The 17,519-nt window shown below is 69.5% G+C and carries 26 protein-coding genes; 24 read left to right on the plus strand and 2 right to left on the minus strand.

Annotated elements, in window-relative coordinates; translation table 11 throughout:
- Nucleotides 1-24: 24 nt before the first annotated feature.
- The 23 genes from HUA75_RS45140 to HUA75_RS45245 all read left to right on the plus strand — a co-directional run bounded on the left by HUA75_RS45140 (nucleotide 25) and on the right by HUA75_RS45245 (nucleotide 15,998).
- A complete protein-coding gene (locus HUA75_RS45140; protein WP_174489997.1) occupies nucleotides 25-216 on the plus strand; it encodes a hypothetical protein in 192 nt (63 codons plus the stop codon).
- 56 nt (nucleotides 217-272) lie between these two features.
- Nucleotides 273-569: a hypothetical protein gene (locus HUA75_RS45145; RefSeq protein ID WP_174489998.1), complete on the plus strand. Its 297-nt coding sequence runs from the start codon at nucleotides 273-275 to the stop codon at nucleotides 567-569.
- The gene (locus HUA75_RS45150) at nucleotides 566-1,027 is read left to right on the plus strand and encodes a hypothetical protein (RefSeq protein ID WP_174489999.1); all 462 of its coding nucleotides are present in this window, start codon (nucleotides 566-568) and stop codon (nucleotides 1,025-1,027) included. The genes HUA75_RS45145 and HUA75_RS45150 overlap by 4 nt, the downstream gene beginning before the upstream one ends.
- Nucleotides 1,024-1,296 (plus strand): hypothetical protein, encoded by a 273-nt coding sequence (locus HUA75_RS45155; protein ID WP_174490000.1) that lies wholly within the window; start codon nucleotides 1,024-1,026, stop codon nucleotides 1,294-1,296. Before HUA75_RS45150 ends, HUA75_RS45155 begins: the two co-directional genes overlap by 4 nt.
- Before the next feature lie 101 nt (nucleotides 1,297-1,397).
- The gene (locus HUA75_RS45160; protein WP_174490001.1) at nucleotides 1,398-2,477 is read left to right on the plus strand and encodes a hypothetical protein; all 1,080 of its coding nucleotides are present in this window, start codon (nucleotides 1,398-1,400) and stop codon (nucleotides 2,475-2,477) included.
- Complete coding sequence (locus tag HUA75_RS45165) at nucleotides 2,477-3,652, plus strand: DUF2800 domain-containing protein (protein ID WP_174490002.1); 1,176 nt, start codon at nucleotides 2,477-2,479, stop codon at nucleotides 3,650-3,652. The genes HUA75_RS45160 and HUA75_RS45165 overlap by 1 nt, the downstream gene beginning before the upstream one ends.
- Nucleotides 3,653-3,870: 218 nt before the next feature.
- Complete coding sequence (locus HUA75_RS46340) at nucleotides 3,871-4,392, plus strand: hypothetical protein (RefSeq protein WP_217446575.1); 522 nt, start codon at nucleotides 3,871-3,873, stop codon at nucleotides 4,390-4,392.
- Nucleotides 4,393-4,428: 36 nt separating this feature from the next.
- The gene (locus tag HUA75_RS45175; protein WP_174490003.1) at nucleotides 4,429-5,028 is read left to right on the plus strand and encodes a transposase; all 600 of its coding nucleotides are present in this window, start codon (nucleotides 4,429-4,431) and stop codon (nucleotides 5,026-5,028) included.
- 110 nt (nucleotides 5,029-5,138) lie between these two features.
- Nucleotides 5,139-5,432 (plus strand): hypothetical protein, encoded by a 294-nt coding sequence (locus HUA75_RS45180; protein ID WP_174490004.1) that lies wholly within the window; start codon nucleotides 5,139-5,141, stop codon nucleotides 5,430-5,432.
- A 272-nt stretch (nucleotides 5,433-5,704) separates the two neighbouring features.
- Complete coding sequence (locus tag HUA75_RS45185; RefSeq protein WP_174490005.1) at nucleotides 5,705-6,160, plus strand: hypothetical protein; 456 nt, start codon at nucleotides 5,705-5,707, stop codon at nucleotides 6,158-6,160.
- A 66-nt stretch (nucleotides 6,161-6,226) separates the two neighbouring features.
- A complete protein-coding gene (locus HUA75_RS45190) occupies nucleotides 6,227-8,821 on the plus strand; it encodes a hypothetical protein (RefSeq protein WP_174490006.1) in 2,595 nt (864 codons plus the stop codon).
- Nucleotides 8,818-9,042: a hypothetical protein gene (locus HUA75_RS45195; protein ID WP_174490007.1), complete on the plus strand. Its 225-nt coding sequence runs from the start codon at nucleotides 8,818-8,820 to the stop codon at nucleotides 9,040-9,042. The genes HUA75_RS45190 and HUA75_RS45195 overlap by 4 nt, the downstream gene beginning before the upstream one ends.
- Nucleotides 9,039-9,170 carry a hypothetical protein gene (locus HUA75_RS47650; protein ID WP_256433588.1) on the plus strand — a complete coding sequence of 44 codons (132 nt, stop codon included), beginning with the start codon at nucleotides 9,039-9,041 and terminating at the stop codon, nucleotides 9,168-9,170. The genes HUA75_RS45195 and HUA75_RS47650 overlap by 4 nt, the downstream gene beginning before the upstream one ends.
- Nucleotides 9,171-9,237: 67 nt before the next feature.
- On the plus strand, nucleotides 9,238-9,531 hold the full coding sequence (locus tag HUA75_RS45200; RefSeq protein ID WP_217446576.1) for a hypothetical protein: 294 nt from the start codon (nucleotides 9,238-9,240) through the stop codon (nucleotides 9,529-9,531).
- Nucleotides 9,532-9,570: 39 nt separating this feature from the next.
- Nucleotides 9,571-9,858, plus strand: coding sequence for a hypothetical protein (locus tag HUA75_RS45205; RefSeq protein ID WP_174490009.1), 288 nt, complete (start codon nucleotides 9,571-9,573; stop codon nucleotides 9,856-9,858).
- Between the two features lie 433 nt (nucleotides 9,859-10,291).
- On the plus strand, nucleotides 10,292-10,699 hold the full coding sequence (locus HUA75_RS45210; protein WP_174490010.1) for a ParB N-terminal domain-containing protein: 408 nt from the start codon (nucleotides 10,292-10,294) through the stop codon (nucleotides 10,697-10,699).
- Between the two features lie 57 nt (nucleotides 10,700-10,756).
- On the plus strand, nucleotides 10,757-10,990 hold the full coding sequence (locus HUA75_RS45215) for a hypothetical protein (protein ID WP_174490011.1): 234 nt from the start codon (nucleotides 10,757-10,759) through the stop codon (nucleotides 10,988-10,990).
- A 593-nt stretch (nucleotides 10,991-11,583) separates the two neighbouring features.
- Nucleotides 11,584-11,892, plus strand: coding sequence for a hypothetical protein (locus HUA75_RS45220; protein ID WP_174490012.1), 309 nt, complete (start codon nucleotides 11,584-11,586; stop codon nucleotides 11,890-11,892).
- A complete protein-coding gene (locus HUA75_RS45225; protein ID WP_174490013.1) occupies nucleotides 11,889-12,209 on the plus strand; it encodes a hypothetical protein in 321 nt (106 codons plus the stop codon). Before HUA75_RS45220 ends, HUA75_RS45225 begins: the two co-directional genes overlap by 4 nt.
- Nucleotides 12,206-12,748 carry a hypothetical protein gene (locus HUA75_RS45230; protein ID WP_174490014.1) on the plus strand — a complete coding sequence of 181 codons (543 nt, stop codon included), beginning with the start codon at nucleotides 12,206-12,208 and terminating at the stop codon, nucleotides 12,746-12,748. Before HUA75_RS45225 ends, HUA75_RS45230 begins: the two co-directional genes overlap by 4 nt.
- Nucleotides 12,749-12,818: 70 nt before the next feature.
- Nucleotides 12,819-14,504 carry a type I-C CRISPR-associated protein Cas8c/Csd1 gene (gene cas8c, locus HUA75_RS45235; protein ID WP_174490015.1) on the plus strand — a complete coding sequence of 562 codons (1,686 nt, stop codon included), beginning with the start codon at nucleotides 12,819-12,821 and terminating at the stop codon, nucleotides 14,502-14,504.
- Nucleotides 14,505-14,781: 277 nt separating this feature from the next.
- Nucleotides 14,782-15,633, plus strand: coding sequence for a KilA-N domain-containing protein (locus HUA75_RS45240; protein ID WP_174490016.1), 852 nt, complete (start codon nucleotides 14,782-14,784; stop codon nucleotides 15,631-15,633).
- Entirely contained in the window at nucleotides 15,630-15,998 is a 369-nt protein-coding gene (locus HUA75_RS45245; protein WP_174490017.1) for a hypothetical protein, read from the plus strand. The genes HUA75_RS45240 and HUA75_RS45245 overlap by 4 nt, the downstream gene beginning before the upstream one ends.
- 39 nt (nucleotides 15,999-16,037) lie before the next feature.
- Here HUA75_RS45245 and HUA75_RS45250 read toward each other — a convergent pair whose 3' ends face one another.
- The gene (locus HUA75_RS45250) at nucleotides 16,038-16,325 is read right to left on the minus strand and encodes a hypothetical protein (RefSeq protein WP_174490018.1); all 288 of its coding nucleotides are present in this window, start codon (nucleotides 16,323-16,325) and stop codon (nucleotides 16,038-16,040) included.
- Between the two features lie 240 nt (nucleotides 16,326-16,565).
- Between HUA75_RS45250 and HUA75_RS45255 the strand changes: the two genes are divergently transcribed.
- Nucleotides 16,566-16,886, plus strand: a complete 321-nt coding sequence (locus HUA75_RS45255) for a hypothetical protein (RefSeq protein WP_174490019.1) — start codon at nucleotides 16,566-16,568, stop codon at nucleotides 16,884-16,886.
- A 388-nt stretch (nucleotides 16,887-17,274) separates the two neighbouring features.
- Here HUA75_RS45255 and HUA75_RS45260 read toward each other — a convergent pair.
- Nucleotides 17,275-17,519: transposase (locus tag HUA75_RS45260; RefSeq protein ID WP_174488636.1), on the minus strand; the 245-nt coding region annotated here is incomplete at its 5' end.

The following is a 17,519-nucleotide window of genomic DNA, read 5'->3' on the forward strand; positions in this document are numbered from 1 at the left end:
GGCCCCTCTCCCTGGAGACACGTCATGTACGTCCCCTCTGTGCAACTCCGCATCTTCGCCGCGCCGGGGGCCGGGCCGCTCGTCGGGCCGCGCGACCCCAGGGCGCGGTACTCCATCTACGTGGAGGGCGCGCTCCGCTGTGCGTTCCCGGCGGGCACCACGTACGAGACGGCGCAGGCCGAGGTGCAGCGCATCCGCGCGAGCCCGCCGAAGTAGCTCCACCGCCGGGAGCACATCCCGGCCAACCACTCTCACCTGTGAAGGAGGCTGCCGTGCAGCCCACGTTACCCGTCTGCCCTGAGTCCGACGTTGACCTCGTCCGGCGCGCCGCCAGGGCGCTGCGCGACTACCCCTCGCGGGAGTGCGACGCGGTGTCCGCCGAGTTCGCGCGCCGAGGCCGCGAGCGCATCCGTGCAGCTGCGCGTGCCGTCGCCATCGAGGCGGACGCGCAGGACCGCTCCTCGCTGGAGTCGGGTGACGTCACCTGGATGGAGCCCTTCTGTGCCTGTGGGCGGCGCCTCTCGCACTGCGACGGCAGCCGGCGCGGATGTAGGGAGGGCGCGCGATGAGCACCGACAAGCCCACGCAGGCTGACGAGCGCGCGGACTTCGCCGCCCTGCTCGCCCAGGCGGAGACGCAGGTGGCCGCGCTCGCGGCCGACAACGCGGTGCTTCTGGAGAAGATGCTCAAGCAGTGCTCCATGTGTGGCGGCAGGGGCGTCCGCCGGACGTCCTGCACGCTCTGCGGTGACTCCACCCTGGAGCACGAGTGCGACGACAGGGACGTCATCTGCACTGGCGGCGTCCATGCGTTTCTCGCCCAGCCCCACCCCGGCGCTGCGCTGCTGGAGCGGCTGGCTCGGGCGCGCTCTGCCCTGGAGCGCCTCAACACCGAGGCCATGGCTCTCCATGACTGGGACCGGCAGGGCCCGCCCGACGGTGGGCTGTACGGAGAAGCGGAGGGGATTTTCACCCGCCTTCAGGCTGCGCTGAGCGACGCCTGCCGGGCGCTGGCGCCCACGCCATGACGTGCCCCGTCCCTGTGCAGCTCACCGTCACGGTGGGCCTTCGCCTGTGTGACATCGCCCTGGCGTGGCGGCCATGCACGGCCCGGGACGCCGAGCGCACGGTGACGGCGAGCGGTGCCGTGTGGTTGCAGGGCGAGGAGTGGATGGTGCGCGCGGGGCTGTCGCCCGGTGACGTCGAGCCGCTCTCGCGCGACGAGGAGCGTCGGCTGCGCGAGGTGGTGGATGAAGCGCTCGTGGATGTGTTTGAGCGTCAGACTCAACCTCTATAGTCCAATCAGCATCAACCAATCTTGGAGGTCTAATGCGAAACGGGAGCGAAGTTTCCGCAGGCGCAGGTGCGCTCGTGCGGCAGGAGTTCGGAGCGCAGTCGATGGAGCTTCGCGCCGAGACGGCAAGCGCGGCCGTCGCGGCCCAGGCCCAGGCCGCCGTGCAGGCGCGCTACGTCATGGCTCTGCGCAACCCGCGCGACTGGGACGTCGTCCGTCAGCGGCTGATGAAGGAGTGCGACCGCCCCGGGTTCGCGGAGGTCGCCCGGTACAGCAAGCCCATCGGCGGCGAGAACACCATCGACGGGCTCTCCATCCGCTTCGCGGAGGCGGCGCTCCGCTGCATGACGAACTGCCTCCCGGAGACGATGATTATCTACGAGGACGACGAGAAGCGGATTGTCCGGGTCTCCCTCACCGACTTGGAGGCGAATTTGACGTACTCCAAGGACATCCTCGTCAAGAAGACCGTCGAGCGGAACTACGTCCGCGACGGCCAGGTGGTGTTGAGCGAGCGCGCCAACAGCCGCGGCAAGAAGACGTACTTGATTCAAGCCGGCGACGACGAGGTGTTGAACAAGCAGTCCGCCCTGGAGTCGAAGGCCCTTCGAGGCCACGTCCTCCGGGTCCTGCCCGGGGACATCGCGGACGAGGCCGAGGAGCGGGTCCTGGAGACGCTGAAGAAGCGTGCGCAGCAGGACCCCGCCGCCGAGCGGAAGCGCATCATCGACGCCTTCGGCCAGGTGGGCGTCCCCGTCGACGAGCTCAAGCTGTACGTCGGGAAGCCGTTCGAGCAGCTCACGCCCAGCGAGCTGGTGAGCCTCCGGAGCGTCCACAACAGCGTGAAGAACGGCGAGGCGCGCTGGCCGGAGTTGCTGGAGGCCCGGACCGGCAAGACGAAGGCCACGGCGCCGACCGCCCCCAACTCCACCGGCGACGGCCCGTCAGCCCCCTCGCCCGCCAGCGCCCAGCCCTCGGACCCCGTGGAGGCGAGCACGGAGGTTGCGCCCGTGTCCGCTGTGGACCCGCTCGACGTCCTGGCCGACAGCATCCCCTTGGCGGATGCCCGTGAGTTGGACGCCTACCAGAAGCAGGTGGCGGCCATCGCGAAGGACCACCCGCGCAGGAACGAGTTGGGCAACGCCATCAACCTCCGTCGGCGGCAGTTGAAGGAGCAGGGCTGATGAAGCTGTCCATGTCCGGCATGGAGAGGGCCGACGCGTGCCCCCCTTCCCTGGTGCTGCCCCACACGCGCAAGGTCACTCAGGCGTCCACGCTCGGCCACACGGTCCACGAGTACCTGTGCCACGTCAGCGTTCTCGGGGTGCCCGAGGCGCTGGCCCGGGTGCCGGAGGAGTTCCGTCCCGCGTGCGAGTCCATCGACCTGTCTCGCCTCCCGGCGTGCGAGCCCGAGGCATACGCCGCCGAGGTGGCGTTCCTGTACGACGTTCGCGAAGACACCGCCCGCGAGTTGGGGCGCGGCATGGGACGCGCGTACCCGCCCCACGAGGCGTGGCAGGTGCCAGGGACGGCCGACGTCGTCGGACTCACGGCGGACTCCGTCATCATCATCGACTACAAAACGGGGTGGGCCCCTGTCGCGCCGGCCGCGAGCAACGTCCAACTCGCTGCCTACGCCCTCGCCGCCGCACGGGCCTACAACCGGACGCGGGCCACCGTCGCCATCTGCCGCCTCCATGACGGGGACGTGTGGTGGGACAAGGCGGACCTGGACGAGTTGGACCTGGAGGCCGCAGCGGCACGGTTCCGCGACGTCCTGGTGCGTGCCGACGAAGAGTCCGCGAGCGTCGCCGCCGGGAATGCGCCGCGCACCGTCGAGGGGGCTCACTGCCAGTTCTGTCCCGCCTTCGCATCCTGCCCTGCCAAGGCCAACCTCGCCCGTGCTCTCGGCGGCGGTGAGCCTCTGACGCTGGCGCCCCTCACGCTGGAGACGTTCCCCTCCGTGCTGGAGCGACTTGAGGCAGCGGAGGAAGTCCTTGGCCGTGTCCGCGCCAACCTGGAGGACTTCGCTCGGGCGACGCCAGTCCCGCTTCCCAGCGGCGAGGTCTACGGCCCCGTCACCGTCACCCGTGAGACGCTCGACGCCCAGCGCGCGGCCATCCTCCTCACGGAGCGATTCGGCGCTGACGTTGCCCGGCACGCGGTCCGTACCGAGGCGACTTGCACGAAGGCGGACCTCAACGAGGCGCTCCGCTCCTGGATGCGAGAGCACCCTGGGCATCGCCTCACGAAGCTCGTGGCCGAGGTGCTGGATGGTCTGCGCAAGGCCGGCGGAGTGGCCGTGCGGCGCACGCATCCGGTGAAGCGGCACACGCCGCAGGTCGCCGACGCTGCTTGAAGTCACGGTGAGTGGGCGCCGGCACTTCGCCGGGATGGGGCTGCGGCCCCAGCACCAACGCCCACGCACCAGCTGCCTCATGTGAGGCGGCACCCCGTGCCTTTCCGGGCGGGGCCTTTCACGGCGCCAAGCATCGCGCCACGAGCAGCGGCAGGTTTTCCCCCCGTGCCTGCCGACTGCTCGCCTTTCCGCAGCACCAACCCCAGACAGGAGGAGCCATGTCGTTGCAGACACAGAAGGAGAAGGCGGAGAAGGCAGTCGCCGCGTGGAAGCACCCCATCGGAACGCCGGTGGTCGTCAAGCGCGACAACGGTCAGGAGTTGACGACGAAGACGCGCAGCGGGGCCGAGCTGCTCGGCGGACACTCCGCCGTCATCTGGCTGGACGGCATCAGCGGCTGCTACGCGCTGGAGCGCGTGAGCCTCGCGCCGGTCAGCGAGCCCTCGAAGTGGCAGCACCTGAAGCCGTTCCTGCAGCACATGGAGGCGCGGCTCGACGCGAAGGTGGCCGAGCGCGGCCCCGGTGAAACGTGGATGCAGGCGAGTGGCTACGAGCTGTTCGCCGAGCTGGACCGGAAGATGGCCAAGGCCCGCGTTCTCGTTGTCGACGGCGCATCCGCGGCTGAGGTCGGCGCCGCCCTCGCCGACGTGGGCAACTTGGCCGCCATGGCCTACCAGCGGCTGGGCGGAGAGCAGGCCACGCCGCGCGTCCCCGGTGCCGGCGGACGCTGCGACCCCTGACCCACCCCTCAACCCGTACCCCAGACAGGAGACGTCATGAAGGCAGGACAGTGGTGCATCACGAAGGATGAAGAGGAGTGGATGGACGCCAGCGCGTTCGACACGAAGGAGGACGCCATCGCGCGGGCTCCGGTCGAGCTGGCGTTGCGGCCGGGGCTGACGTTCTGGGTTGGCGTGGCAGTCCAGGCGCCGTCGGCCCTTAATGCCGCCCTCGTGGTGGACGCGCTCGACAACCACGCGAGCGATGAGGCTCCCGATGGGAGCGACGGCTACGACATCTCGGACGAGGCCCGCACGGAGTTGGACGTCCTCCTCACGGGCTGGGCGACGAAGCACGCCGTAAAGCCCACGTGGTTCGACATCGGCGATGTGAGCGAGCACGTGGTGCCGGCGGAGACGCTGCACCTCTTCACGGACGACGACGGAAACACCTACGCGGCCCGTGACCTCGCCCACGCGAAGGACCTGTGGGTGGCCGACACGGGCCAGCCCATCGAGGACGCTGGTGACTGGAGGTCCATCCCCGACGACAAGGCCGTGACGGTCAACGACGACGGCGTGAAGTCCACGAAGACGGCGGCCGAGTGGGCGGCGGAGATGTCCGCCCCCGGTTGCTGCTTCAGCAGCAACTACTGACGCGCGCAGCACCCGCGAGTCTTCCCGCGAAGGCACCAGGCGCGAGCACCAGGACGGGCGCGGTTCGACTCCGGCCCGGCGGACTCCCCCGTAGCACCCCAGAGGTCCCCATGAAGCTGCTGTGCTTGTTGTTGACGGTGTTGATGACCACCGCCACCGGCTGCGCCACGCTGGCCCAGCGCCGGTGTAGTGCGCTCGAAGAGCAGTTGGAAAAGTCGAATCGACCGTGCAACGACTGCAAGGACCGACTGCTCCCGGAGGACCAGCAGTTGTGCGCGAGCCTCTGCGCGCATCCGGGCGAAGTGGGCCCCGCCACCACTGCGGCCTGCACCCCTCGGGCGCCCGAGCCCGTGGAGTCCGCCCCCGCGGCGTCCGAGCCCGAAGTCGCGGCGGCCACGCCGTGACGCGCTACCTGCTGCTCGTGGTGCTGCTGAGCGCGTGTGCCGGCGGAGAGACGTACCGGCGCGGAGTCAACGCTCCGGCCAGGCCACCGCCCACGACATACACACCCGCTGGCGCCGCCCGCGACAGGGCACAGACTCCCAACACCAAGTCACTGCCGCGCGGCAGAGACAGGCGCGTCCTTCCTCCCGAGGCGCGTCCAGGAATCTGGGCCTCAGACGGTGACCAGCGCCGCGCCGTCGAATTGAGGCTCGAACAGAGGTGCCCTGCGACAGTGCCAGACGGCATCAACGCAGAAGTCTGGAAGCAGTGCTGGAAGGACGTGGCCGAGTTGATGAAGTCCGAGCCGCGAGTCCTGGCGCTCTCCGTTCCCCAGGTGGACTGCCTCCGACTTCACCTCCTCCACCAGTGCGGTGGTTGGTTCGTCGCAAAGGCCAAGTACGCGACGGGAAGGAAGGACTCGAAGTCGGAGGACTTCCTGGAGGAGTACGCGCCACGAGGCACCGAGGAGTTGAACGATAGCCGTCTCGATGAGGCGCTGCTGAACCGCCGATACCGCAAGGTCTGTATCGGCATCGGTGGCCGGCCCCGGGGCGGGGAAGGCACTGACTACGACATCGACCGGGGGCGCGGCATGGCCGCCGAGGTCGACGAGCTGTCTGCATTGCTCGGCAACGCCGGGCGCCGCTCCCACGACTGGGACGCGGACACGGGCGGGCCCCGCTACTAGCCGCACCACGCGCGGGCGGTGCAGCACGGACCGCCCGCTCCTCTCTCGCTGTACTCGAGGTGCAACGTGACGTGTGAGACGACGAACGAAGTGTCGAAGCGGACCGTCGCCGTGCTGGATGCACTGGAGACCCTGTGCGAGCACGAAGGTGGGGCACACGGAGACCGCTGCCCTGGCAATGAGGCGCGGGACGCACTCACTCGCCTCCGGACCGGAGCTGAGCGCGCCGCCAAGCTCGATGCCCAGGCCTCGGCGGACTACGTGGCGGCGTGCCCCTACCTGGGCACCGCTCACCTCCCTCTGCCTGCTGGCGCGCCGGAGCCGAGCCCCCACCTGGTGGCCGTCCTCGCGCGCCTGCGGACCGCGCTCGACGAGGCCGCCAAGGTGCCGGGGCTGGAGGAGAGCCTCACGACCAACCGCCAGTTGACGGGGCTCCTGGAGACCCGCGTCGCCACGCTGGAGCGGGAGAACGCGAAGCTCAGCGGACAGATGCGCGCCGTGAGTGGTGCGGTAGGGTTAGAGGCAGACGACACGCCGAAGGATGCGGTTGAGCGAGTGGTGGCACGGGCCAACACCGCCGAGGCGCGCGTGAAGGAGCTGGAGGCGGCCATCCGCACGAAGGCGGACGACTACCTCGCCAGCTACGGTGAGGACGCGGAGGGACCGCACCCGCTCGTGGACTGGGCTGAGCGCACCTTGCGCGACAAGTCCCCGCCCCCGCCCGCCCCGGCGCTGGGCTACGACCACAGGGCGCTGCGCGCGGATATCCAGGCCATCCAGAGTCGTGTCACTGGGACAATCGGAGCACAGGAGGCGCTGGACCGCGTCTGCGCTTTCGCTCAACGCTCGCTGATGGCACCGCCCGCGCCCGCCCCGGCGCAGGGGGTGGCGGACACCATCAAGGCGCAAATCCTCGCCATCAATCAGGAGGTGAACGCGGCAGAAGCGGCGCACGAGGTGCTCGACGAGCGCGGCGTGCCTCGGGACTCGGGAGACGACGAGATGCCGCCCAGAGTTGAGTTGTCGCTCGCTGAGCGCATCCGTCGTCTCCCTTCCACCCACACCCCGCCCGCGCTGGTGGAAGCGGTGGGGCCGTTCGTCCCTTTCCTGCGCGCGCAGGCAGCGCAATCTCTCGCGGGCTCCTCGCCAGCCCACCTCACCGACAACTACGTGGAAGACGTGAGCATCGGGCACATTCGAGCCCTGCTCGCCGCCTACGACGCCGCGAAGGGCGGGCGGTGCTGCTCTACTGGGCGCTCCATCGCGTGTGCCTGTGGCGACCACTGGGCCTGCGACACGCACGGGGATGTGTGCCGGGACCCCGATGCTGGAACGCGCGAGGCGAACCGACTGGACGCCGCGAAGTACCGCGCGGCGGTGGAGCGGGTGAAGGACAAGGGCGTCCTGCTCAAGCTCTTCTGCGACGTGACTCGCGCCGGCACCGACACCTTCTGGACGGGGCTGTCTGCGGTCCTGACCGAAGTGCTCGCCCTCGACACGCCCCCGTCCGGGCCGGGAGGTGGCGAGGAGAAGCCGTCTGAGGTGGTGCTCACCGCTGACACCGTCGCGGCCGTCGTGGCGAGCATTCAAGCCGACGCGGAGGAGACGAAGGCGAGGCTCTCCCCTATCGCAGCGCGCACGCAGGAGCAGGAAGGAGAGCTGCACATCGCAGCCGGCGGGTGGGCGGCGGCGAAGGAGATTAAGGAGCGCCTCCTCGCTGGCCCCGTGCCAGAAGTCATCACCCGCGCTGACGTCGAGCGCGTGGTGGAGGACATCGCGGAGGACTGCAACGGAGTGACGGGGGGCACCGCGCCAGCACCCGCTTCCTTCGTCCGGGGCGCCCGCGAGGTGCTCCTCCGCCTGTCCAACCCTCCGGCCGCTCCGGAGAGTTCGACGAACCCGCTTCACGGCGCGGAGGTCCCCACCGGGACGCTCGTCGAGACGTTCCCCGGCTCTCCCTTCGTCCGGCTGATTCCCCGTCAGCCGACGCCCGTGCCGGAGGTGCCGGCGCTCAAGTGGTGCGAGGACGAGCACGACTGGGACGGGCGCGGCGCGGACCTGCCGGGCGATGGGCGGCTGGAGGTGAAGTGCTCGCGCTGCCCTGCCGTCGCCCGCCGCATGCGCGTGGACTCGCGCGCCTACGCCATCCCCGAGCGCCCCAAGCCCGAGCCCGAGCCCGCCGCGCCCGAGGTGGTGTGGACCGGAGACGGGGTGCGCGTGCTTGCGGATGGAACGTGGGAGACCTGGACGCCGGCCGTCAACGAGTGGCTGCCGAACGCGCACGGCGGGCACCGCGCAAATCCCATCGCCCGCGCGCTGGCCGAGGCGAAGAGGGAGCAGGAAGACATCCGCCGGAAGATGCGCATCAACCACATGGAGCGCGTTGTGGTCGAGCGCGACAGGGCCGCCGAGTCCATGCGCGAGCGGGCGGCGCGCATCGTCGCGAACGTGGGACTCAGAAACCTCGCGTCGGTCATCCGTGCCGTGTCACTGGAGTCCGAGGGCGAAGTGTCGGCTACTCCCGAGGCCGAGCTCCGCGAGTACCCCCGCCTCGTGGATGCCATGCGCCTGGCTCTCGGCCACCTGCGCAACGGGCACACGGGCCGGGTGGGCGAGGCCATCGCCACGCTGTCGCAGGCTCTGGAGGGCACTCGCTCATGAGCGCGAAGCCTATGCAGGTGACGGTGTTGCTCCCCGACGGCACACCCACCGGCACCGTCGACGTCTACCCCACCAACACCCTCTGGCGGGCCCAGCGCCGGGCGCCCCACGTCCACGTGCATGGCATCGCCCGGGACCTGGAGCCGCGGGGTGACGGGTGGGCGCTGCGGCTGCTCAAGGGCGAGCTGGCGCCGCGCAACGCCAAGAGGAGGGCCGCATGAGGTCCACCCTCCTCGTCTTGGCCGGGGCCGTCCTCGCGCTCGCGGGCGTGGCCGCGCTCCGCAGCTTCGCTCCGCCCTCCACCTCGGGCGCGCCCTGCCCCGTCCGCCCGGAGGACTTCAGGCCGTGAGCCACTTCCTCAGTCGCCGCCTGTGCCGGGCGCAGCCGAGCCCACCTGGGAGGGCGTCGCCCAGTGGATGGACGAGCAGTCGTCGTACAAGACGGGCGACGCATCAATCGCCTGGGCACTCCTCGCGGAGGACGGACGCTCGCGCGACAGCCACGGGGCGACGAAGTACGGCGTGCGGCACCAGCACGACAACGGCCGCGACCACGCCACCGACGCCTACCAGGAGCACGTGGATTCGTGTTGCTACTGGTGGGCAGAGTTGAAGAAGGCGCCGAGCCAGGAGGCGCTGGAGATGTTCCGCGCCAGCGCGAACCTCGCATTCCGCGCGCGCCTCTACCTGTACCGCCGCGACGGGCGCTGACGACTGGCGACCCAGCGTCCCTCGTGTAGCCTCCGGGCCATGACCGACGCCGAGCGCGTACACCACGCCGACGAGTTCCTGGCCCAGTTTCAAACCATGTCCGAGGAGGCCGCTGACGCCCTCGTGGAACGCCTCGCGGGCGCCGCGCTGCCCCGAGTCCTCGAGGAGTACACGGGCAGCATCCTCAAGGAGCTGGCGCCCATGCTGCCCGAGGACGTCAAAGAGGCGGTGCTCGACCGCGTGGCCTCGCTGATGCTCATCGGCTACCTCGTCCGGGCCAGTGAGGACGCGGCCACCCCGCCCCGCGTGCCGCCCGCGAGCGCGTGAGGGCGACGTAACAACCAGCCCGCCCCGCGTCTCCTGGGCATGACGACACAGCCACGCTGCCCAGGATGTGGATTGCCACTCACGCCCGACGTAGGCGACCCAGGCCGCAGCCCGCGCCCTGGCGTCCTCGCCTGTCTCGCCCACGGCTTTGACTGCCTGGACCCGACGCCCCGACTCTACCGCCTGGCGCCCAACGGCAGGCTGTCTCCCGTGTCACTCGCCGCACGCCCGACAGCACGCACGCGGAGCAACCGCAAGCTGGGTCTGGAGCCCTGACGCCATACCCCCGGAGGGGTACGGCAGCCCGCAGCGGGCTGGGTGACAATCACCCCTCACCAGAATATCGCTCGTCATCTATTGACGAGCGACTTGGCCAGACACATAGTACGTCCATCAACGCGGCGCTCCTGCCGCGCCAGCCGACGGGTGCGCCGTGGACTTCTCGGACAACGCCGTCGACCTCAGCCCCCGGCGCATCACCCCTCTCCATGAGGTGCGCGACGCCGCAAAGCTGGCCGCGCTGGTGGAGTCCATGCGCGCCGACGGGTGGGTTGGGCGCCCCCTCCTGGTGGTGGACTACGGCGACGGAGACGGCGTTGCGCTGACGGGGAGCCACCGGCACGCGGCGGCGCTGGTGGCGCAGCTCACGGCGGTGCCCGTCATCCTCATCCCGCCGTGCGAGCGGCTGACCATTGAGCCAAGCCTCCACGGCCTCGATGTCTACTTCGACGGCCAGCGGCTGCACGAGGACGAGGCGCGCATCGCGGCGCTCCGCGAGTTGGGCTACGCCGAGGGAGTGGCGTTGATGGAGGCGGAGTTCGCAGCGCGCGCGGACGAGTAGGTCACTCGCGGGAGGGCTCACGCTCCCGCCACCACGCAGCACAGACACGGGGGAGTCATGCACCACTACACGCTGAAAATCTGGGAGTCGCAGTCCAGCCGTCCGCAGTCCGAAGAATTGGGCCAGGTGACGGAAGCTGAAGCGCGAACCGAGGCCGAGAAGCGGATGGACGGCGTCCAGCGCGGCGCTGGCGGGGGCAAGGTCGAACTCTTCCGCGCGGACCGCCTCGAGCAGAACTGGCGCGAGGGTGTGTGCGTCCACGGGGCGGCGGGCGTGGAGTGGCGGAACTAGCCATGGCGCACCCTGGGGAGAGCGAGGCAGTTCTCGCCGATGAGTTGGAACGCGATGGACGCCTTGTCGTGACTGCGGCGGGGTTCACCATCACGGCGACGGGCGTGCGTGCGCCTGACCTGGCTGGGAACGACGGTCACCTGGTCGCCTGGGCGCGCCGCTGCCGAGTGGTAGCCCTCCGGGCCTTCATCGCATCGCTGGCGGAGACCGGGGCGCGGCGTGGCTCCCTCTCAGTCGAGGACGTCCTGGGGCCTATCGCGGACCTGCAGACGATTCTGGAGCAAGGCGAGTCCATGGATGCGATGTGGTGGGTTGTCCTCCTGGACCAACGGGGTGGACCTCGCCAACAGATGGCCGTGGCCGTCGCGGCATTGCTCGACGACCACCCTGAGCATTGGTGGTCGTCTCGGCGGCAGGCACATGCTGACCACCTCCGTGTCGAGGTAGCGCGGGAATCCTGAGATGTGAGCCGTCAGTGCGAGGGATTCCCGGCGGGTTGGCATCTCTCTCACCAGCAGCACTCGCGGCCCACCGTGGCCGATGCCTTCGGGCGATTCACCCAAACGCCCCCGCGAGGGGCGAGGAGAACCGCAATGACCAAGGACCAGATGTCGAAGCAGATGGTGGAGTCCGGCTACGTCCCCTGCACCGAAGCCGAGGCCCGGGAGGCCCGCGTCCAAGGACATGCATACGCAGCCGCCTTCGCATACCACTGGGAGAGCCCGCGAGACTCCCATTGGAAGTGGTACGTCGAGCCCCACGACGGGGCGTTCCGCGCCTTCCGCGAACTCGTCAGCGGCGTGAACGGGTGCCGCTCGCTCGGCGATTACTTGGACAAATGGCCCGCCGGCAAGCTCTACATGTTCGAGTGGTTCCGCAAGACGCCGGTGGCGCGCGCATGAGCGCCAGCGAGCGATTCGGCCCCGGGAGCAAGGCGCACCGGGCCGCCCTTGCGCTGCTCGACGCGTGGGGCTGGGCGGAAGTCCAGGCCAACGGGAAACCCCAAGGGCGGTTGGAGTGGGACGGGGCCCAGTGGGGCCTCTTCGACGAGCCGGACGGGCAGGCGTCCGAGCTGCTCACCCAGGCACAGTGTCCCATCCAGGCTGTGATTGAGGCCGAGATGGGGCGCCAGGAGGTGCTCTATCGACTGCGCGGCGAGGGACACCGCGCCGTCATCCTCGAGGCCGGCCTCCGGTGGCCGCTCGGTGACTCGCTGTGAGCGACGACGACAGCGGACTCCCCCGTGTCGCGCACGGCGGGGAATGGTTGAGGGCGCTGGTGGAGCGCCCCCACACCACCGAGGAGATGGCCGAGCGCACGGGCGTGTCCGTCCGCACCGCCCAGCGCACGGGGCAGGACTTGTTGGACCAGGGCTGGCCCCTGGAGCGGACGCACTCCACGCACGAAACCCCGGCCGCATGGCGCCTCACGTCGCGCCAGGAGTTGGAGAGGTGGATGGGGCTCCGACGGCGGCTCGCTGCCGACGGGTGGCACGTCCTCAAGGGCGACTGGCCAGAAGTTGTGGGGAAGGTGGAACTCCTCGTCGAGGACGGCGAGCCGGTGAAAGTCTCCGTCACCTACCAGGACGGCGTCGACGCGGACGACGTTCCGCCGAGTTTCACCACCCGCCTCAACCAGCGCCTCAAGGGGCTGGGGGTGGCGGCGGACAACTGGGAAAACACAGGGTGGGAGGGCGGCACGGACGCCCCCATGCAGGAGACGTCCCGGCTGGAGCCACTGCTCGCGCCGACGAAGTAGCGTCCAGTCCACCACACCCAGTCCGTGAGGGTGATGGCGAGGAGCGGGCCCGGGTTGAACACTCGGCCCCATGCTCCTCGCCTCCCTCACCGCCTACGCCGAGGCGCGCGGACTCCTCGCAGAGGGCCGCTTCGCCACCCGGCGCGTCCACTACGTCCTGTGTCTCAGCCCCGAGGGCCAGCTCCTCGCGGTGCAGCCGACAGGGCCGGACGGCGTGGACCTGCGCGCTCCCCGTCCGCCGCCGCGCTCGGTGAACATCGCCGCGGGCTTCCTGGTGGACAATGCGAAGTACGTCCTCGGGTACACCGCCGCGGGCAAGGGGCGCGCGGAGCGGGCGGACGAGCGCGTTGCCGCCTTCGCCGCGCTGGCGCGCGAAGCGGCCGAGGCTACCGGCTCCGTGGAGGCAACGGCCGTGGCGCGCTTCCTCGCGGACTCCGCCGCCATGGCGCGCGTGCTCGCCGAGCGCGAATGGACGGGCGCGGAAACGCTCGCCTTCGCCGTCGAGGGCGTCGCCGGGCTGGTGCACGACGTGCCGGCCCTCCGCGCGTGGTGGGAGCGACGCGGGGCCCAGGAGGACGCGGGTGGAGTCGTCGGCCTGTGCAGCGTCACGGGCGAGATTGGGCCACTGGCCCGCGTGCATGAGCCCGTCAAGGGCATCCCCGGGACGGGTGGCATGGGTGCGCGGTTGGTGTCCTTCCGCGCTCCGGCCTCCTCGTCGCACGGCCTGGAGCAAGGTGCCAACGCTCCCATCGGAAAGCGGGCCGCGCTCGGCTACGTGTTGGCGTTGAACCACCTGCTGGACTCGTCGGAGGCGCGCCACTACAGGAACGGAATCCGGCTCGCCGAGGACACGGTGCTGGTGCTGTGGACGGACGGCCCCGCAGAGGAGGCGGAGCGGCTCCTCTCCCTGGTGGACCCGACGCCGCCGGAGATCAAGCGCCGAGCGGAGTCCATGCCAGCGCCAACTGGCCCGCCGCTCCGACCTGGTGCGCGGCTCTTCGCGGCCACGCTCTCCGGCGCGGAGGGCCGCGCCCGCGTCCGCGACATGCTGGAGGCCCAGCTCGCCGACGTCGTCAGCAACGTCCACCGCTTCCACGACGAGGTGCGCCTCGGAGGCGCTCCGGCGTGGCCCGTCTCCGTCTGGTCTCTCCTCCTCGCGCTGGGAGGCAACGGCGGCCAGAAGCTCACGGCGGACCTCGCCACGCTCGTTGCCCGGCGCATCCTCACGGGAGAGCCCTTCCCCGCCATGGTCCTCACCACGGCCCTGGGGAGAATGGCCCGCCACGACGACGACGCGAGCCACCTCGTGACACGGGCCGGGCTCATCCGCGCGTGTCTCCTCCGCACGGGAGGCGCCGCTGCAACCGCGCTTCGGGCCGCGCCTGGCGCCGCCCTCCCCGCCGCCTTCGTCCTGGGGCGTCTCTTCGCCCTCCTGGAGCAGTTCGACGGCGGGTCCGGATTCAGTGAGCGCCACTACGTTCGGTGCTCCCACACACCAGCCTTGGCGTTTCCAGTCATCCTCGAGCGAGCGACGCCCGACGCACGGGCCCGTCGAGAGCTTGTAGCCGCGCGGGCCGAGCTCGTCGCCGCGCTCCCGACGCCCCTCCCGCCGCGCCTCGACGCCGAGGGACAGGGACTCTTCGCGCTGGGGTACGTCCGGGAGCGCGACGCCCGTCACGGCCAGCCCCAAGCCGTGACAGTTGGCCGGCGCAAATCAGCGCGGACCGGCGCAAAACCACTCACTCAATCTCCGTGATTTTGCGCAAAGATTCGCAGAGCATCGCCAGAGTCCGCCAGGGTTCGCCAAGAGCCGCCAGGAGTCGCCAGGAGCGGTCAGCGCAAAATCGCACGCATGACTTGTAGTCACAGCGACTTGCGCGCCGACGCCGCAGCACGTATGTGTTTTGGACGGCTCTGCGCGTGCCATCCCTCAAGCCACCAGTGGCATCCCCATGCCACCAGGTGCCGCTCCTCTCCGTCGTGCGCAGACGGCGGAGAGGAGTGACTTTCCCCTCGCGGCCCGGAGGTCCCCCATGACGTGTCTGCGAAGTCCCCTCAAGGTTGGTGACGTGGTGGTCCAGCAGGACGCCCACGGCCGATACAGCCTCAACGACCTGCACCGGGCTGCTGGGCTGGAGAAGCGCCACCAGCCCAGTGACTTCCTGCGCACGGCATCCGTCGCTGCGCTCGTCGACGAAATCCACTCCGGAGATTCCCGGAGTGCCCCGGTGGAGGTCGTGAACGGCGGCCCCAACAGAGGTACGTATGCCTGCCGGCTCGTTGCCCTCCGGTATGCAGCGTGGATTTCAGCCCCCTTCGAGTACAAGGTCTACAAGGTGCTCGAGGACTACATCGACGGACGCCTCGTCCCGGCAACGCCCGCGCTCCCCGCCAACTACATTGAATCGCTCGAGGCCCTCCTCGTCTCCGAGAAGGAGAAGCTCCGGCTCTCCGCTGAGAACGCCCAGCAGGCTCAGCAACTCGAAGCCCAGCAGCCCCACGTCGACCTCGCCCAGACGTACCTCTCCGCGAAGGGAGACAGGTGCCTCCGGGACGCTGCGACGGCGCTCCGCATACCCCCGAAGCAGTTCAACGCCTACCTCGTGGACAAAGGCATCTGCTACCGGCGGCCTCAGCAGCCGGGCCAGAAGCGCAAGAACCGGCTCCTGCCCTACGCCGAGTTCGTCGAGCGCGGATACCTCGTCAACCGCGCGCGGCTCGTCGAGCGCCAGACGCCCGAAGGCATCGTCCAGGATGACCGCGGCCAGACGATGGTGACGCCGCAGGGCATGGCGTGGCTCCACGCGCGCTTCGAGCGCTCAGCCGCGCCCCAGGTCCCCCTTCTCCCCGAGTCCACGACACCGGGGCCCCGAGGTCCGGCATGAGCTCCAAGCAGAGCGAGCCCAAGGCTGCTGTGCCAATGACCGTCCACTTCCACCCGCCGCGCCAGTACGACGAGCCCCTCGACGTCTGCCTCGGGGACCCGCGCGTGCTGGTGGGTGCCATCCACGAACTCTGTGCCGCCCTCCGCGTGAGCGGTGAGTCCTCATTCGCGGATGGGCTCTACGCACTCGCGCGAGACATCACCGCCGAGTACGGCAAGCTGGAATGGGATGCGCCAGTCCCGGAGCCCCTCCAGCATGCGGCCTTCGTCCAGGCCTGCGCTCTCGTCCCCGCGGCGAAGCTGCGCAAGCTCAGTGGCCCGAAGCTCGTCGGACTCATGGCCACCGCAGTCGCGGGGGAGGCGTGACGGCCACTCCGGTGGCTTGAGCGACACCGGAGTGGCCGCTCAGTCCTGATGTTCCATCGCATCATACAATGCCGCCAACACCCTCTCCGTGGGCGTGCCCCTGGGATTTGAGGCCACCCTTTCGGCCTCCAGAATTTTCGTCGCCTTGTCGTGTGCGTCTGCGAGTCTCTGCCAGTCGAGAAGGATGCTGTGCAGGTCGATGGCATCAACCGTCACGGTTGGCCGAACCTCGGCCAAGTGTGGGCTATTGCGTTGGTCTGCGGCGACGGCCTGCTCGGCGGCGTCCCTCATTACGGCAAGGCCATTGAGTGTCGGATATTTCGTCATGACTTATTGTCAGACGCACCTCGCCTGTGGCGAGGCAGTCGCCTGTGCAACGGGTTTGAGCGTCGGGGATGCTCAACCTCAATAGCACGCGCGCTGCGGACGACAAGCCAGCGAGCCGAAACCCTCGTGACGGGTGGTAACTGGTAACCCGGTCCGACGGTCCACTGCCCCGTCGCCCGGCGGCAAGAATGACAAATTTGGCGACCTGCGTAGACTCATAGCCACTCAAGGAGGCACCCAATGGACTCACTCAAATGGCACCCCATCCACCAACGCTACTGGACGCGCCAGGAGAATGGCTCGGTCAGCTCGCTCGATGTCGACCCAGCCAAGCACCTGGAGGCTCTCTTCGGAGCTGTTGTTCCAGGTGGACTTCTTCTGAAACTCGTCACGCCCTCGGGCTCACAAATCACGTTTGTGCCCGGAGGCGACAAGGGCATGACATCGCTTCTCCGGACTGACGCGTCTCAGCTCATGGAGAGCACCAGTCCGCTTGGCGCAATCGAGAGGACAGCACCCCGCTTTGCCCTCGACGCCGCGTACCTTCAGCAGAAGGACTGATCGGCCCGCTCCGGTGTTCAGGAGCGGCCAGACGGGCTGCCCCGTCGAGCGCTGCCGGGCCCACACATTCCCAGCCAGCACGCTGAGTGCTAGCGTCTGCCACGGCATTACCACTGCAACGGAGGGGACCATGAAGCTGCTCATGACTGGTGGCCTGTTGGCGCTTGGCCTGTTGTTTGGGTGTGGTGGACCCGTCGAAGAAGGCACCGAGAACGCTTCAGACACGCAACTCATTGAAGTTGAGCAGGGCTATCACGCGCCCGCCATCTGCGGAAAGACTGTCAGCTGCCCAGCAGGACTGGAGTGCTGTGGAAACCCCGCACGCTGCTTGCCAAGTTGTGGTGGGGGAGGAGAGACCTAAACCAGAGTTCATGATTCTCGAACGGCCTCAGACGGCACGCCTGAGGTCGGCTCGGCGCAGGGATGGACTGGCAGAGCGTTGGGCGTTGCGAGCAGCGAGGTAGGCATGCACCCGCACCATGAGCCGGGCCATGGTGCGGCAGCGATGATTGCGGGTGACATTGGCGTGCAGGTCCAGCCATACCCGCTCGATGCGGTTGCCCTCGGGGCAGTAAGGCGGAAGGAAGTGGAGCACGATGCGCCCGCCGAGTTGCGCGAGGGCACGGCGAGTCT

It is taken from the genome of Myxococcus sp. CA040A, from assembly GCF_013336725.1.
Lineage (GTDB): Bacteria > Myxococcota > Myxococcia > Myxococcales > Myxococcaceae > Myxococcus > Myxococcus llanfairpwllgwyngyllgogerychwyrndrobwllllantysiliogogogochensis.